This is a genomic window from Paenibacillus sp. F024 (assembly GCF_057814255.1).
In genome coordinates, this window is the sequence record NZ_JBVASZ010000028.1 from 1 (window position 1) to 16,754 (window position 16,754).

13 protein-coding genes, 8 tRNA genes and 1 rRNA gene are annotated in these 16,754 nt (G+C 46.9%); 18 read left to right on the plus strand and 4 right to left on the minus strand.

The features are described 5' to 3' along the window. Positions 1-5: 5 nt before the first annotated feature. From rrf to ACZYR9_RS21605, 10 genes are all read left to right on the plus strand, one after another. Positions 6-122, plus strand: a 5S ribosomal RNA gene (rrf, locus tag ACZYR9_RS21560). A 32-nt stretch (positions 123-154) separates the two neighbouring features. Then, a tRNA-Asn gene (locus ACZYR9_RS21565) sits at positions 155-230 on the plus strand. Between the two features lie 27 nt (positions 231-257). Further along, a tRNA-Glu gene (locus tag ACZYR9_RS21570) sits at positions 258-329 on the plus strand. A gap of 6 nt (positions 330-335) precedes the next feature. After that, positions 336-411, plus strand: a tRNA-Val gene (locus ACZYR9_RS21575). A gap of 8 nt (positions 412-419) precedes the next feature. Continuing rightward, positions 420-496: transfer RNA gene (locus tag ACZYR9_RS21580), tRNA-Met, on the plus strand. Between the two features lie 12 nt (positions 497-508). Continuing rightward, positions 509-583 (plus strand) — tRNA-Gly (locus ACZYR9_RS21585). Positions 584-706: 123 nt separating this feature from the next. Continuing rightward, positions 707-780: transfer RNA gene (locus ACZYR9_RS21590), tRNA-Arg, on the plus strand. A 233-nt stretch (positions 781-1,013) separates the two neighbouring features. Then, positions 1,014-1,093 (plus strand) — tRNA-Leu (locus ACZYR9_RS21595). Between the two features lie 13 nt (positions 1,094-1,106). Further along, positions 1,107-1,183: transfer RNA gene (locus ACZYR9_RS21600), tRNA-Pro, on the plus strand. 756 nt (positions 1,184-1,939) lie between these two features. Continuing rightward, positions 1,940-2,416: a hypothetical protein gene (locus ACZYR9_RS21605; protein WP_488980523.1), complete on the plus strand. Its 477-nt coding sequence runs from the start codon at positions 1,940-1,942 to the stop codon at positions 2,414-2,416. A 225-nt stretch (positions 2,417-2,641) separates the two neighbouring features. Here ACZYR9_RS21605 and ACZYR9_RS21610 read toward each other — a convergent pair whose 3' ends face one another. From ACZYR9_RS21610 to ACZYR9_RS21625, 4 genes are all read right to left on the minus strand, one after another. Further along, positions 2,642-4,033: a sugar porter family MFS transporter gene (locus ACZYR9_RS21610; RefSeq protein ID WP_488980561.1), complete on the minus strand. Its 1,392-nt coding sequence runs from the start codon at positions 4,031-4,033 to the stop codon at positions 2,642-2,644. Between the two features lie 246 nt (positions 4,034-4,279). Next, a complete protein-coding gene (locus tag ACZYR9_RS21615; RefSeq protein WP_488980524.1) occupies positions 4,280-5,623 on the minus strand; it encodes a response regulator transcription factor in 1,344 nt (447 codons plus the stop codon). Beyond that, positions 5,598-7,049 (minus strand): sensor histidine kinase, encoded by a 1,452-nt coding sequence (locus tag ACZYR9_RS21620; RefSeq protein ID WP_488980525.1) that lies wholly within the window; start codon positions 7,047-7,049, stop codon positions 5,598-5,600. Before ACZYR9_RS21620 ends, ACZYR9_RS21615 begins: the two co-directional genes overlap by 26 nt. Next, on the minus strand, positions 7,046-8,038 hold the full coding sequence (locus ACZYR9_RS21625) for a substrate-binding domain-containing protein (protein WP_488980526.1): 993 nt from the start codon (positions 8,036-8,038) through the stop codon (positions 7,046-7,048). Before ACZYR9_RS21625 ends, ACZYR9_RS21620 begins: the two co-directional genes overlap by 4 nt. 395 nt (positions 8,039-8,433) lie before the next feature. On the opposite strand from ACZYR9_RS21625, the gene ACZYR9_RS21630 reads away from it, so the two are divergent. From ACZYR9_RS21630 to ACZYR9_RS21665, 8 genes are all read left to right on the plus strand, one after another. Further along, a complete protein-coding gene (locus tag ACZYR9_RS21630; RefSeq protein WP_488980527.1) occupies positions 8,434-10,050 on the plus strand; it encodes a glycoside hydrolase family 13 protein in 1,617 nt (538 codons plus the stop codon). Between the two features lie 341 nt (positions 10,051-10,391). After that, positions 10,392-11,177 (plus strand): cysteine hydrolase family protein, encoded by a 786-nt coding sequence (locus ACZYR9_RS21635; RefSeq protein WP_488980528.1) that lies wholly within the window; start codon positions 10,392-10,394, stop codon positions 11,175-11,177. Between the two features lie 415 nt (positions 11,178-11,592). Further along, positions 11,593-12,492, plus strand: a complete 900-nt coding sequence (locus ACZYR9_RS21640) for a LysR family transcriptional regulator (protein ID WP_488980529.1) — start codon at positions 11,593-11,595, stop codon at positions 12,490-12,492. 163 nt (positions 12,493-12,655) lie between these two features. Then, positions 12,656-13,657, plus strand: coding sequence for an MFS transporter (locus tag ACZYR9_RS21645; RefSeq protein ID WP_488980530.1), 1,002 nt, complete (start codon positions 12,656-12,658; stop codon positions 13,655-13,657). A 315-nt stretch (positions 13,658-13,972) separates the two neighbouring features. Next, positions 13,973-15,010, plus strand: a complete 1,038-nt coding sequence (locus ACZYR9_RS21650) for an ABC transporter substrate-binding protein (RefSeq protein WP_488980531.1) — start codon at positions 13,973-13,975, stop codon at positions 15,008-15,010. A gap of 27 nt (positions 15,011-15,037) precedes the next feature. Then, complete coding sequence (nthB, locus tag ACZYR9_RS21655) at positions 15,038-15,760, plus strand: nitrile hydratase subunit beta (RefSeq protein ID WP_488980532.1); 723 nt, start codon at positions 15,038-15,040, stop codon at positions 15,758-15,760. After that, positions 15,747-16,382: a nitrile hydratase subunit alpha gene (gene nthA / locus ACZYR9_RS21660; protein ID WP_488980533.1), complete on the plus strand. Its 636-nt coding sequence runs from the start codon at positions 15,747-15,749 to the stop codon at positions 16,380-16,382. Before nthB ends, nthA begins: the two co-directional genes overlap by 14 nt. Positions 16,383-16,400: 18 nt before the next feature. Beyond that, positions 16,401-16,751 (plus strand): nitrile hydratase accessory protein, encoded by a 351-nt coding sequence (locus tag ACZYR9_RS21665; protein WP_488980534.1) that lies wholly within the window; start codon positions 16,401-16,403, stop codon positions 16,749-16,751. The last annotated feature ends 3 nt before the right edge of the window (positions 16,752-16,754 follow it).

The window sequence follows — 16,754 nt, forward strand, 5'->3', positions numbered from 1 at the left end:
CTTAGTTTGGTGATGATGGCGGAAGGGAACCACGCGTACCCATACCGAACACGACCGTTAAGCCTTCCAGCGTCGATGGTACTTGGACCGCAGGGTCCTGGGAGAGTAGAACGTCGCCAAGCGAGCCTGCCTAAAGCAGGGTTTAACATAATGTTCCCTGATAGCTCAGTTGGTAGAGCACTCGACTGTTAATCGAGTTGTCACAGGTTCGAGTCCTGTTCGGGGAGCCACTTCTTACAAAGAAATACATAGATTGAGGCCCGTTGGTCAAGGGGTTAAGACACCTCCCTTTCACGGAGGTAACAGGGGTTCGAATCCCCTACGGGTCATATTATGAACGCTTAGCTCAGCTGGGAGAGCATTACCTTGACAGGGTAAGGGTCGGCGGTTCGATCCCGTCAGCGTTCACCATTATCTATCGCGGGGTGGAGCAGCCCGGTAGCTCGTCGGGCTCATAACCCGAAGGCCGCAGGTTCAAATCCTGCCCCCGCAACCAATCAAATATCTTGCGGAAGTGGCTCAGGGGTAGAGCATCGCCTTGCCAAGGCGAGGGTCGCGGGTTCGAATCCCGTCTTCCGCTCCATTACTTATATGGAGAACAGGGTGAGAACCCATTGGGTTCGTCGGAGCATAAGCTTCGTTAGGAATACTTCGCAGTCTCGGAGTATAACGAAGAGTATCCCGTATTCCGCTCCATTATGAATATGTGCCCTTAGCTCAGCTGGATAGAGCGTTTGACTACGAATCAAAAGGTCGGGAGTTCGAATCTCTCAGGGCACGTAGTGAAACAAGTGAATTGAGCTAGATGAGAACGATGGAGTTCGTCGGAGCATAAGCTTCGGTAGGATAACATCGCAGTCGGCCACAAGGCCGCATCTCTCAGGGCACGTAGTGAAACAAGTGAATTGAGCTAGATGAGAACGATGGAGTTCGTCGGAGCATAAGCTTCGGTAGGATAACATCGTAGTCGGCCACAAGGCCGCATCTCTCAGGACACGTAGTGAATTCTGCAAGCCGGTATGGCGGAATTGGCAGACGCGCGCGACTCAAAATCGTGAGGGAAACCGTGGGGGTTCAAGTCCCTCTACCGGCATAAAATAGATTATCGGGACGTAGCTCAGCTTGGTAGAGCACCTGGTTTGGGACCAGGGGGTCGCATGTTCAAATCGTGTCGTCCCGACCATTTTATAAAAATTGCATATAATAGATATAGACCGCGGGAAACCGCGGTCTTTGTGTTTAATAAATACCTATAAACAGTCTGGTTGATCTATATAGGCTCTAGTAGTTTTTTCGTTATTCGGAGGTGGGGATAAAGGATGCTATAAATTCCATGAACTGAACATTTAGTATTTTTATTAAAAGTAATAATGATATATATTAATGTAAGCACATAAGCAGAGCCCGGTAAAATTAACGTTTAACAGAAAACTGGTGTTATTATATTACTCAAAAAGAAAGCTTGATTTTTATTCTTATGATAAACATAAATCACATCTGGCTCGTCTTTGTATGAAATTTTAACGAAATAATCATTGACTTTAACATCATACTCCCCAGAAATTTTTAGTATGGAACCTTCAGTCAATCGTTCCTTTGAGGCTAATTCGATCAAAAAATCCTGTTTGACCTTGGTTTTTTCCGGCGCTTCCCCATCATAGTGGTCTTAGTCAAGACCACCCTATGACAGGATCTTGGGCTGGAGAGGGATTCAAGGGTCAAGATGAACTCGCTACGCTCGCCCTTGATTCCCGCACCATATCTGCCTCGATAATGGGTGGCTCCCAGCACCAGAAGGGTGGCTCAATTTCTCCGGAAGGCTGGCTCATTACTCATCGGAATGGTGGCTCTAAAGCATCGAAATATTCAAACAGCGCAACTGCATCAATTTTTCAACGTATTATAATTACATAAAATTTCCAAGTTAAGGAGGGAAGCAATGGTTAACAAAAACAAACTGTCTGTTGCTATACTTTTGGGAATTGTATCATTTGGACTGTTATTGTTATTTTTATACAACCGCGAAAAGCCGATTGAAGGACCTGCAATTCTTAATAAAGAAATAGCAAGTAACGAAGAAGTGGTAAAGGTAAACATGACAAAGTGGATTCTTGATGGTGTAACATGGAAACAAGAGGATGTGAATTTAAGCCAAGAAGAAATTAATCAAATTCGTTCTTGGATTAATTCAGTGCCAACAAACAGGATTAGAGAAGTACAAGTCGTCAATCCAAACATTAGTGCGGGGATTGTGTTTGAATTAAAATCTAACGCTGAAATACGAATTCAGTATGACAAAAAGGATATATACATCACAAGAAATGATTTAAACTCAGACTACAAACAAATGAAGTATGTAGTTGAGGGGACGCAATTAAATGATTTCTTTGAAAACAAAATGAATCGTAGCTTTTAAGCGTTTGTTAAGTAACCGCCCCTTTTCAGTGGGCGGTTTTCCTTTGGTCAAAATCCACATTGTAATTTAACAAAACCTTAGTTTAAGATTTCTGCCCGTTGGTTTAACGCCGCTGCCAGTCTATAACTATGTTCACCGGACAGCTGTCTTCTTAATATATCGGAGGTTACTTTGCCCTACATAAAAAAAACGCCGTACATGGAGTACGGCATTTTAACAATACGATTAAGCTTTTTTTGCTTCCCATAAGGTTTCGATTTCTTCAAGCGATTTGCCCTTCGTCTCGGGTACAATGCGCCAGGTGAAGAAGAAGGTGAATAAGGCCATGGCTCCAAAGATCCAGAAGGTAATCGCCGGTCCCGCAGAACTAAGCAGCGGCGGAAACGATTGAGATACGACGTAATCGGCTGCCCACAGCGCCATGGCCGCCATGGCCGTAGCTTTTCCGCGGATACGGTTCGGGAAAATTTCGGACATGATTACCCATACCACCGGACCGAGAGAGATGGCGAAGGAAGCTACATAAAGCAATATAAAGATCAATACTACCGGCCCGGCTGTGTGCCCTGTTTGGAAGGCGACGCCTATGACCACCAGGCACACTGTCATGGATGCTGAACCGACAAGCAGCAGAGCTTTGCGCCCCACTTTATCGATGAGCCACAAGGCAAGAATGGTGGCAAGAAAATTGATCAAACCGACCAAAATGGTCTGGATCAGGGAGGCGTTCGTGCCGGCTCCTGTCGCTTTGAAAATCTCGGGGGCATAATACATAATCGCATTGATGCCCGTGATCTGCTGAAGGATAGCCAGCCCCACCCCGACAATCAAAGCGACTCTCAGCCCCGGCTTAAACAGCTGGCGGATTGATCCGCTTTCCTGCTTGAACGACTCCTTGATATCCAGCACTTCCTGTCTGGCTAAATCTTCGCCATGAATCCGCAGCAGAATCGGCAGCGCTTCTACCGGTCTACCCTGCTTGATCAGCCATCTGGGGCTTTCAGGTACGAAGAAGAGAAGAAACAGGAACAGGAAGCCGGGAATGGCGCCTATGCCGAACATCCAGCGCCAGGCGGAGGAGACTTGCCACGCTTCGTCTCCCGATCCCGCAATCCACAAATTGACGAAATACGTAAGAAATATGCCGGTAACGATGGCAAATTGATTTAAAGCCACCAGGCGCCCCCGATATTTGGCGGGTGCGATTTCCGCGTTATATAGCGGACATAGGGTAGATGTAATCCCTATGCCGATTCCGCCGATGATACGGGCAATTATATAACCCGTAAAGGTTGCCGGTATCGCAGACCCGATAGACCCGATGATAAACAGGATCGCTGCGAAGATCAGCACCATTTTTCGTCCGAACCTGTCGCTTAGTACACCGGACATAGCGGCTCCGATAATACAGCCGATAATCAGACTGGAAACGGCCCAGCCGACCTGAAGATCGTTTAAATTGAATTTTTGCTGCATAAAACCAATCGCACCTGATACCACAGCCGTATCAAATCCGAATAATAAGCCACCCAAGGCGGCAACAATGGAAACAAGCGTTACAAACTTCATGCTCACTTGTTCATTGGATTTGTTCGCAGTTAATTCCAAGATGTTTATCTCCTTTCCGTCAATCCGTATTGATTTATCCCCGGTTTGACCCTGTTTCTTATTCAGAAACGAGCTTCATTATATCACGGGAAGCGCTGGATCGAAGCGGAAATCATCTTCACTTATCAGTGTTCTTCCCGCATTTAATTTGCACTATCCGTTATCCGCGGCGATTGGACGAAAAACTAGCACATTTTTGTCCTGCCAACATAAAAAAGTCCATGACGTAAGCGGCATGGACGGGAAAAAGAAGCTTTATTTGCTTTGATCGCGGTACTCCGTTGGCGTAAGTCCGGTATTTTTTTTGAACACGCGGCTAAAATAATTCGGATCCTTGTAACCGACCATAAAGCATATTTCCTTAAGACTTAAATGCTCAGATGCCATTAACTCTTTAGCCTTATCGATACGCAGGCCGGTGACAAAATCAATAAACGTCTCCCCCACCTGCTGTTTAAATATTTTGCTGAAATAATGAGGATTCAGGTGGACGGAGTCCGCAACTTCTTCAAGGGATATTTCCTCAGCGAATCTGGCTTGTATATAATTTTTGGCTCTTTCCAAAACGCTTAATGTCTGCTGTTCGCGTTCTTCGCGGATTCGCTGAAGGGCGGAGATGACGTAGGAGCGGTGGGGCGATTCCATTTGATGAGAATGCTTTTCCGACTCGGGTATGCCCAGTCCGGATCCCTGCTTCAATTTGTCAAATTGGCACACCTTCCCGCCATGCTCAAAATAGGTGGACGCAAACACCGCTTCAAAATAGGATTTGCGTAATCCTTCCGCTCCGCTCCTAGCCGTTCCTATGCCTACGGACACCGCCACCTCAAGCTGGCGGTCGGCCCAAGCGCACAGTTTTTCCCCATACCGCCTGGTTTCCTCTTCCCACAGGTCATTTTGAACCCCGGGTGATTTTCGTATGAATATGGCCATATGACGGTCAATTAAAGAGCTGACAATGCAGGCTGCTCCGAGTGTCTTGGCAAAGCTGCGGATCACATCGTATATTTTCTTCTTGTCTTGAGTATATACGTGCTCCGGGAAAGCGACCACCACTGCGCAGCCTTGATCGAGAGGGAAGTCGAGCCATTCAGATAATTCCTCTACGCCCGTATCCAATGTTTGATCGACCATGAACATTAAGGCCAGTTCATTTTCGACCATGGGCTGCAGCTGTGACACTTTGTGTCTAAGCTCCAGCTCATCCATACGTTTGCGTTTGTCCCGCTCCAGCTCTCCAATAAGCTGTTCGAGCGTTTTAACCACCTGTTCCCGCCTAACGGGTTTGACGAGGTATTCTTTCACACCGAGGGAAAGGGCTTCCTTAGCATAAGCAAAATAATCATAGGCTGTCACCAGCACGAATTTCGTATCCGGAAGACGCTCTTTCATTTCCCGCAGGGCCTCGAGCCCCTGGATCCCGGGCATATTCACATCCATCATCACGATATGCGGACGGTGCTCCTCCGCAAGCTCGATCGCCATTCGGCCATTCTCGGCATGAATCACTTGGAAGGTGTCCGGCATCATGCGCTGAATGATCCATTCCAATCCTTCGCGCTCCAAATCCTCGTCATCCGTGATCAATATCCGATACATGGTTTTGGTCACCATCCTTTCTATTGGGAATTCGAATTGTTACGGTTGTTCCTTTTGCAGGTTGACTCTCAATATCTACAAGATCGGGTTGTCCGTAAAATAACTGCAGCCGCTTGAACACATTTCTCGTTCCAATGCCTGTAGAGTTCTTTTTATTTGAGGCTGCTTCCAGCCGCAGCAAGGCTTGCCTGACTTCCTCTGTCATCCCGCTCCCGTTGTCAGAAACCGCAATGCGTACAGCCTTCGGACCACGCGCAATCTGAATGCGGATAACAGCACCCTTTTCCAAGCTCCCAATGCCGTGTACAAATGCATTTTCTACAATCGGCTGAAGCGTTAGGGAAGGGATAGGCTCCTGCAGCGCGGATTCGTCGATATCCATCTCAATGCGGATCCGATCCCGAAAACGGGCCTTTTGTATCGTAATGTATTCTTTAACATTCTCAAGCTCATCCTGAAGTGTAACCGGCTGATCGAGATTGCGCAAATTATAGCGAAGAAGATTCGACATGGAGATGATCAAATCGCTGGTCTTTTCCGCGCCTTCCAACAGAGCCAGCTTCGAGAGCACATTGAGTGAATTAAATAGAAAGTGAGGATTAATCTGGCTTTGTAGTGCCTGCAGCTCTAACTCCTTGACCAGACGGTCTTTCTCCAGACTTTCTTTCTCCTTCTCAATCAAGGCTTTCAGGTCTTCCGACATTCGGTTGAAGGCATTCGACAATAGGCCAAGCTCATCGCCGGAACGCAGCGGCGGAGCATCTACTTGCAGATTTCCTCTGGACATCTGTTTAGCCCTATGGACAAGACGGCTGACAGGGCCGGTGATGCTGCGGGAAATCCAGATCGCAAGAACGATGCTCATCACTGTATTTATGACAAACACTGCTGCGCCTAAACGGTTCATCAGCGTATTTTCATTTTGAATTTGTCTGTAAATCGGTTGATAGTAACCAAGCTCCAAATCCACGAGACGCTGCGCTTCCTCACGGATAAACCCGGTTGTCTTCTCCGCCTCTCCGTAATGGGCCAGCGCAGCACGCGGTGACTGAGCCTCTGCTGCTGCAAGCGCCGCTTGCTCCTGTTCCACAAGCGTGTCCAACAAATGAACGTAGCTCGTTAAGGTTGAAGCAGGAAGAGAGGAGCTCGATGCTTCGGAAAAGCCGTCCCGAATTTCCTGAAGCTTTGCACGTGCTTGCTCCAATTCAGCTTCGCTGCTTCCGCCGGGATTGACCAAATAACCGTAAAGCAAACGGAGGTTGTCCTCGGAAGTTTGTGCGGATTGCTTATATAACAAGATGCGGTCCATCATTAAATCGTAGCTTTGCTGTACAATTTTCCCGCTTTCAAACAAAAAGAAGGTTACCGAGTTAGCAAGGAGGACCAGCAATGGAATAAAGATCAGCAGTTTTTGTCGAATGGTCATCGGCACTTTCCTCCGCTTCCGTTGCCGACGGTATTTCGGTCAAGCACAGCGATCGCAGTAAAGTGCTGCTGCGGCAGATTATTTCCTTGGAAATAATTGTGCAACATCGATACGGCATCAAATCCCATTTCATGAGGCTGTTGCACAATCGTCGACACGATCCTGCACTGCCGGATGCCTTCTTTCGTATCCTCCAAATCGTCGAATGCGAAAATGCTCACTTCTTGCGGCCTGACACGCTCGACGGCTTCCATCATCCCCACTCCATCCAGCGCGCTGAACCCTATCATATAGCGGATCTGCGGATGATTTAACAGGATATCCTCCGCTTGTCCGGCTGCTTGAAGACGGGAGATATTCGACGAACGAACATCGACGATCTGAAGCTCTGGATAACGACTGAGGACGGAGCGAAAGCCTTCGAGACGAAGCCGCTGATTGTCCGCCTCTTCATCGCCCAGCAGTACACCTATGCTGCCCTGGCTTCCTGCGGCTTGTGCAACAAGCTCGCCCATTTTTTTTCCCGCTTCCAGATTATCCGTACCTACGTAAGACAATCTCCGGCTGCCGGGTTCATCCGTATCCACGGTAATGACAGCAATCCCAAGGTCCATGGCTCTGTCGATCAGCGCCCGATAATATGGATCGTTGATGCCCTGGATCAAAACCGCATCCGCTTTGGCGGCAATGGATTTCTCCAACAGCTTGATCTGCTCGGGAGGATGGATTCGGAACGGCCCCGTATATTCGAGCGTCATCCCATATTTTTCGGAGGCCTCACGGGCGCCTTGCTCTACCGATCGCCAAAACGGATTGTCGAGCTCTTGGGAGATCAGCACGATATGATGGCTATCCGCACCTGTTTCACCTGATTTCAGGGGCTGAACCAGTTCCCGAATGCGCAGCGCGGATAACAAGAAGCTGAGCAGCAGGCAGGCAAATATAATGAAAAGAATGAGGATTCCCCAATTCCATTTTCGATTCGACATGGATAGCTCCTTTAGAACATTCAGACATACGCTCATTATACAAAAACCGTGAAGTCAAACCAAAGGTTTCGAAGGCATGAGATGATGTCGATATTTATCTTGGTCATTTTCGGCAAAAGTAGTAAATAATAAGTCTTCAAACGAAAATGCTGCTGCTTTTTTCCACATTGATTAAAGGCTATTGATATCAATATGCGAGAGGTCCACTCCGGACAAGAGGTTGCTAAGCAAGCGAGTCAGACGTTTGAAGCCATTAGACAGGAAATAGAGAAGGTGGAGGCCGAAGGGTATTTTTTTCACTTCAATGAAGGCAAATGAGCGATAAATTGCAAAAGCCGCCGTAATACGTTAATTTAATAATGACATCCTTAGTATATAAGTGAAAGAGTGAGAGCATGAAGAAGGCATGGTGGAAAGAAGCGGTCGTTTACCAAGTATATTGGAGAAGTTTTTATGATACGGATGGGGACGGTTATGGAGATTTAGAGGGAGTTATTCAAAAGCTGGATTATATTCGTGAGCTCGGCGCCGATGTGATTTGGTTAAATCCGTGCTACGGCTCTCCCGATGTCGATAATGGCTACGATATATCGGACTACCGGTCCGTGATGGCCAAAGCCGGAACGATGGCTACCTTTGAGAGGCTTCTTCAAGAGGTTCATGCCCGCGGAATGAAGCTGATTATGGATTTGGTCGTCAATCATACGTCCGATCAGCACCCGTGGTTTGTAGAATCGCGCTCCTCCAAGGATAATCCGAAAAGAGACTATTATATTTGGCGGAACGAAGCCAATAACTGGAGATCGTATTTTACACCTTCGACATGGGAATATGACAACCGGACAGGGGAATATTATTTCCATTCTTTTGCGGTCGAGCAGCCGGATTTGAACTGGGAGAATCCTAAGGTACGGGAAGAAATTTACGACATGATGCGCTTTTGGCTGGATAAAGGCATCGACGGATTCCGGATGGACGTCATTAATCTTCTCGCCAAGCAAGCGGGCTTCCCAGATGCGGAGAATCCTGACCATATTTCTTATTTGGGCAATAATCCGGGGATCCATGAATATCTCCAGGAGATGCATGATCAGGTTTTGAAGCATTACGATATTTTTACCGTCGGGGAAATTCCATTCGTTACACCTGAGGACGGGGTGCTTTACGTTGGAGAAGACCGCGGGGAGCTGCATACGTTGTTCCATTTTGAAGTATGCGATTATATGGCGCATTGGGATATGCTGCGGTTCAAGGATATTCAAAAAAGATGGGTTGAAGGCATGTGGGGGAAGGGCTGGAATTCACAATTCTTAAATAACCATGACCACACTAGACTTGTTACGAGATTCGGTAACGATACAACGTATCGTGTGGAATCCGCCAAATGCTTTGCGACTATGCTGCATACGCTTCCGGGAATGCCGTATATTTATCAAGGGGAAGAAATCGGGATGACAGGCGTCCGTTTCGATTCCATTGAGGATTACAACGATATTGCGATGAAAAATAAGTACAAGGAAGAAGTGGGAAAAGGCAGAGATCCCCAAGAAGTCTTTGAAAGCCTGCTTCATTTGGCAAGGGACAATTCAAGAACGCCTGTGCAGTGGAACGACTCGCCGAACGCCGGTTTCACAAACGGTACGCCATGGATTAAAGTGAATCCGAATTATAAGGAAATCAATGCGGCCGCGGCTCTGGCCGATCCGGATTCCGTCTTCTATTACTACAAAAAGCTCATTCAGCTTAGAAAAGAACATGAAGTGATGGTCTACGGAAGCTATGAGCCTTTGCTTGAAGATCACGAGCAAATCTACGCTTACCTGCGTGTGCTTGATAACGAGAAATGGCTCGTTGTTCTGAATATCTCGGATCAGGCGGTAACCTGTGAGCTTCCTGAATCCGTGTCTTCACAAGCTAAAGAAATCATCATCTCCAACTATCCGGAGCAGCAGGTTCAAAGCGAGTCATTCAAGCTGAATCCTTATGAAGCCAGGATCTATAATTTGATGTAAAGATGGTCAATATTATAAGAAATCCTTTATTTTTGGATACGAACGAAAAATCCGTTCCATCCTTGATAAAGGATTTTTTATTAATAACTTGGAGCGAGTTCACCGGTTCTTTGAAAAAATAATAGGTAATTGAAATATACTGCATGGATTTGACGATTAGTGTCAGTCAAATTGACAGCGATCATAAAGTAGGATACTATTTTTTTATCAACCGTTCTCTCTCTGTTATCGAATTACACATGACTCCTGTTCAGTGTATACAGAATACTTTAATAAAGGGAGAACAACGTTGATGATCTATTTCAGCTTGACATCATATCTTTTTTAAAGGAGGTTTTTGTGTGGACAGTAAAGCGGTTTCAGAGTTTTTGCAGATTTACAAGCGCAGGGAGGATGAATTGCTAACTTCTGACCAGTTAGAGACCAAGGGTGTTTTTTCCGGTGAAAAAGAATTTATCGATTTTGCTGAAAGAGATTACAATACGGATAAGCATTGGACGTTTGAAATCAAAAAAGAAGAATGCGCCTTAATTGTTGTGGATCTTCAAGAAGACTTTGTAAACCCTTCGCATCCTATGTGTGTTCCCGAGGCCTACCGAATGATACCACGAGTAAAGAAAACCATCGAAGCCTGCAGAGAAGCAGGTGTTCCTGTAATTTATACCGCGCATAACATTGCGGAGGATTGCGCCCACGATTTCTACAAATTTTGGAATCCCATTAAAAGCGGCGCCATCAAGGAAGGTTCCCCGGGGGCCGACATTTATGAGGGGATTTATCCGCTGCCGGGTGAGCGGGTAATCCGGACCAAGCATGCTTACTGCTCTTTCTCCGGCACCGATTTGGATTACGTGCTGCGCAACTTGGGTGTGAAAACGCTTATCATTTGCGGCACGCTTACCAATTTCTGCTGTGAATCGACAGCGAGAACCGGTTACTTCCTGAATTATCATATCGTATTCGGAGAAGATATCAACGCTACCGACAGCGCGATTGCGCATGAAGCGACGCTACGGACCATGAGAAGAGGGTTCGGCCGGGTATTGACTGCGGATCAAATCATCGCAGCTTTACATGAGGGCGACACGCTCTATCAAGAAGCGATCGCAGAAAAGGTAGAGGCTTAAGGGAGCTCCGGTGTGAATACCCCTATGGTCTGAGCAGTTCTGAGGTTGTTCTAATTCGGTCAGGGAAATGGGTTGCTGTTACGAATTAATAAGTTATATCATTGAAGCGAGGCGTTCGTCTGCCGGTATCTTACCGATGGACGGACGCCTGTTTGTTTGGAAGATAACAGAAAACAAACCACGGCATATAGGTTTGAATAAACATAGCACCCCCCTAATTTTGTGTTATTAATGTGTTATTTAATATAACATTATATATCTTTTTGTTATATTAAATGGAGATATATCCTTGAAATCAGGTGTGTTATAATTTGTATGTAAACAATTCTAACACAATATTACCTTTGTATCTTGGAAAAATGCAGGTTTGGATATCCAATGGTCACAAATCCATAAACATGATGGAGAGGTGTGGATGATGGAATTGGTCGATTTGGAAATTTTCATTGCCGTATCGGAAGAGCGCAGCATGAATAAAGCTTCGCAAAGAATGTACATGGCGCAGTCGGCTGTAAGCACAAGAATGCAAAACCTGGAGAAAAAAATAGGTTTCCCTCTGTTTGTCAGAAGCAGGTCGGGTGTGCAGCTGACTCCTACGGGTGTTTGTTTTTTGAAATATGCCATCGGTTCGATCAACACCATCCGTCAAGGAGAAAAATCTTTATCGAATGCATCGTTCGGCGAGTCATTTTTAATTGGGGTGACGCGTTCGTTGGCGGTGAAGTATGTACCGGGTATTTTGTCTGTTTGCCAAACGGAAGACCCGACGAAAATTATAGAAACGACAACGGCGGGATCAGGTGAAATACTCGTTCTAATCAGGTCGGGGGCGTTGGATTTAGGATTCATATATGATACCAAGCCGCCGGAGGGAGTGCATTCGCTGCCGCTGCAGCAGGAGGATGTCGTGTTGATCAGTCATGAGCCTCCAAGAGACTTTCGTGAGTTTTTAACCTCACATCCGTTTGTTCTTTTGCAGCACAGGGGTACGATTGAACAAAACCTGGAATTGCTGATGGATATGCTGCACATCAAGGGACAGCGGGTAATAGCAAGGGTGGATAATATGGAGCTGTTAATCGAGCTTGTTCGAAAAGGCGTCGGCAATGCCATCATCCCTCGATCCTACCTGCAAACCGAACATGTGGAGGTGGATGAAGACGGATATATTGCTTCAAAGAACATTTATGTGAAAAAGGCGCCTTCATTGCTTCCAGGCCGTACCGTATATATGGTATGGAACGAGCATAAGCTCACGAAATTTACGGAACAAGTCGTGAGCCGTCTTGCGCTCATGGGGGGGTCCCGCATGTAAAACAGGGGTCTTACCTAGCACGATAGAACCTATGCTAACCCATTTTTGCTTTTGAGTTGAACCGATAAGAAAATTGTGGTGAGAAATTGGATGAAGGATGAAGGAGTCGGTTCGTGGTGAGATACGAATGTGAAGATCAAGTCATCAACCGGTTTAAAACGATATGAAATGGCGCAGCCCGGGACTCATCATTATATTTATTTCGGCCGTTTTTTATTGGTTCAGCTGCAGCATGATGCGTCCGATGCTCTCTCTCTATTTTGCCGATAGAGGATACGATGTGGCTTTTGTCGGTATTTTCATGTCGGTTCAATCGATTATGCCGCTGTTTTTTGCGATTCCCCTTGGTGGATTAATCGATAGAATAGGCCCGCGCCGGTCTGTATTTGCAGGAAGTGCGGTGGGGGTCGTCAGTTGTATGATGCTGTTGATGGGGGCAATCTACGAACGGATCATCCCTATCATCGCTTCCCAAATCTTATATGGTATCGGAACCATATTGATTTGGAGCGCCCTTCAGGCTGCGGTATCCATCAGTGCCCGCCTGCAAGAGGAAAAAGGGAAGCGGGAGGGTCTGCTGTCTCATTTTACCTTTGTCAATTCGCTTGCCCAATTGGCGGGTCCTGCGGCGGGCGGATTCTTTTCAGAGCATGGTGGATTCGTCTACGTGTTTTGTTGGTTAGTTGGCCTTAACTTCATGGGCTTGCTTTTGTCTCTATGGCTTCCGAAGGAAGGCAGGAAGCGAAGCCGGGAGATTACATTCCGCTTCTGGAAGTCCTATGGTACGGCATACCGGCTTATGCGTGACAATAAGTCGTTTGGGGCGGCGATTGGTTTGAACGCAGTGTTGTATGTTTTGGTCGATGCCCGTATGACGTTCGTGCCCCTGTTCATGGCGGAACAATCGCTGACACATTCGCAGATCGGAACATCGTTGGCAGTGGCGGCTGCGGCTACGATGCTGATTCGCCCGTTCATCGGTTTGTTATTGAAGGCGATGTCCTATCATTTTATGATGTCCATCAGCATTTTCATCGGCGGGATGTGTATGCTTCTTCTTTCATTGGCACAACCGTACTGGATGATCATCGTGGTGATGTTCGGATGGGGGCTTTGCACAGGGATTAACCAGCCCATGGCGCTTATTATCGGTTGTATTGGATGAAAAGAATCAAGGCATGGGAATGAGCATCCGAAGCTTGTCGAACCGGGTGGTTTCAGGTTTAAACCCTCTATTTTTCGGATCTTTATCTGCTTTAATGGGTTTATCGTTTGCCTTCGGAGGTATGGGGGCCGCGCTTTTGATATTCGGGACAATGTATTTTATGCGCAAGCCGGTTCCGGAGTCTGCAAAATCTTCCGTGAAAGGGCATTGACCGTCAGGGCTGAATGAATCAGCAAGGTAAAGACGGATTGCAACTGAAGATGAAAAAAACAATCAAGAGAATGATGAAACGAAGCGAAGGATGGGTGTTAGTCCGTGAAAAAAACATTCAAAGGTGCGTTTGTGATCTTGTTCGTGATGCTTATCGTTTTAACCGGCTGCGGGAAGAGTAGTCAGGGTACAGCTTCCGGTGCTGACGGCACATCTAATGCGAGCCCGACGAATGCGGCGGCAGAGGCGAAGCCCGAGAATCAACCGCTCCAAGAGCTGACCGTTGCTACTGTAGGCCATTCGCCGTCAACCGGCCCGATTTATTTTGCACAGGAAACCGAGCTTTGGGCCAAATACGGTTTGAAGGTTAAACAGGTTTCTCTCGATCCCGCGGCTTCGGTGGCGGCTCTTATATCGGGTGATGTCCAGGTGGTTTTTGCCGGACCGAACATCGTCGATGCGGCCCTAAAGACGGAGAATGTCAAGGTGATCGGCACGTATGGGGAAGTTCCGATGTGGGTCTATGCGAAAAGCATCGGCAAATTGGAGGAGTTAAATGGCCAAACGATTGGTTCGACAACCCCCGGAGGAGCTATCGATTATGTCACTCGCACCATGATTCGATCCATTGGCCTGCAGCATGGGAAAGATGTGAAAATTTTGTACGCGGGCAACCCTCCGGCGATTTTGGCCGCCATGAACGAAGGGAAAATCGAAGCGGGTATTCTTACTCCTCCAACCACGGTAAAGGCTGAACAAATGGGGTTTGTACGTGTTGCCTATCTCAATGAAGTCGACGGGGTCTTGGGGAAATATGGAGTTATGGGCGTCCATCGTCCTTCTGCAGAAAAAGACCCGCAAGCGATTGAAAGCTTCATGAAGGCATTTGTAGAGGCCGGTAAGCTCATGAAGACCGATGATGCCGCGTCCAAAGCCGTCCTGAAGAAGTTTATGAACTTGACGGACGAAAAGGTGCTGGAGGATTCTTACCAGATTTATAAGAATATTTGGCCGACGGATCTTCATATTCCCGAAAACGAGGTTCAATTCCTATTGGATGAATTGGCTGCAACGAACCCCGCAGCCAAGACCAAAAAACCTGCGGATGTGATGGATAACCGGTATGCTGATGCGGTCAAATAAGGATCTAACCCGAAAGGAGTTGGCGATATGAACAGCATCCATGATGTTGGCGGTATGGACGGCTTCGGTCCGGTGAAATGGGAGGAGAATGAACCTGTCTTTCATGAACCATGGGAAGGACGAATGAGGGCGATCCATACGTTGGTTAGCAAGAAACATAAAATCTACAATATTGATGAATCCAGACATGCTATTGAACGAATGAATCCGGTTTATTATCTGGGTTCAAGCTATTATCAAATCTGGCTGTTAAGAATGGAACACTTATTAATTGAAAGAGGAGTGCTTACGGAGAAAGAGGTTGAGGTGAAAGCCGCTCAGATCTCCCCGGAAGCCTTGCCTTATAGGTCTCATTTGCAGCCCTATCGAAATATACTGCCTCAAGTCCCTTCGACCCAAAGGAGATTTGCCATCCCCGCGACAACCGGATCTGAGCAGAAAAACGAATTTGTCCAGCCTAAATATTCGCCGGGTACGCTGGTGAGGGTGAAGGTGATGTCTCCGTTGGGGCATACGCGTGCTCCAAGGTATGTCCGCGGGAAGCAGGGAGTGGTCGAAGCGATTCATGGAAGCTTTATTTTGCCCGATGCCAGAGTTCAAGAAGGAATAGATCTTTATCAGACGGTCTATCGGGTTCGGTTTGAGGCCCAAGATTTGTGGGGAGAAGACGCCTCGCCCAAAGACAAGCTTTATATCGAAATGTGGGAAGATTATTTGGAGTTGGGAGGATTAAAGAATGAAAAATCATGACGATCACCACCATCATGATCACGACCATCATCACGGTCTGCCGGAATCGTTTGATGAAGTAAGGACCATGGCTATCGAATCCTTATTGATCGAGAAAGGTTTGATTTCGGCACAAGAGGTGGATGAATTAATTCAGCATTATGTTTCCGATATCGGACCAATGAATGGGGCAAAGGTTGTCGCACGAGCCTGGGTTGATCCCGAGTTTAAGCAAAGGCTTTTGCAAGACGGACATCAAGCCGCCGCCGAATTGGGATTTGGCGATCTGCTGAAAAATAAATTGGTGGTTCTGGAAAATACGCCGGATATTCATCATGTGGTTGTATGTACGCTGTGCTCCTGTTATCCATGGGGGTTATTGGGCTTGCCTCCCGCCTGGTATAAAAGTACGGCTTATCGCTCCAGAGTGGTTATGGATCCGAGAAGTGTGCTTCGTGAGTTCGGGTTGGAAATCGATAAGGACGTAGAAATCCGTGTAGTGGACAGCAATGCGGAGGTTCGTTATCTTATTTTGCCGGAGCGGCCACATGGAACAGAGCTCATGAAGGAGGAGGAGCTTGCCGGTCTTGTGACCCGGGATTCGATGATTGGAGTATCCAAAGTAAAGCTTGCCAAATCATGAAAGTAAAGGAGTCCTGTGATGAACCGAGATACGAAAAGCTTCATGAAAGACTTGGAAGAATCGATGAAATTGCCGCGTGAAAATGGAGAGCTTATTTTCCATAATCCATGGGAAAGCCGAATTTTTGCCATGGCGGTGCTCATGGCCGAAAAAGGAGTTTATCCGTGGAAGGCATTTAACAGTGAATTTGTCAAAGAAATCGGCGAAGCCGAGAGTGGCCATCCGGATGAGGATGTCGTTTCCTCTTACTATCATCTTTGGGGGGAGGCTTTTGAAAGGATTTTGCTCGAACAACACTTGATGACACAGGAGCAGTTGGAGACGAGGGAGGACGAGTTTGCGACCGGTCGAAGATATCACGTGTGCTGATGT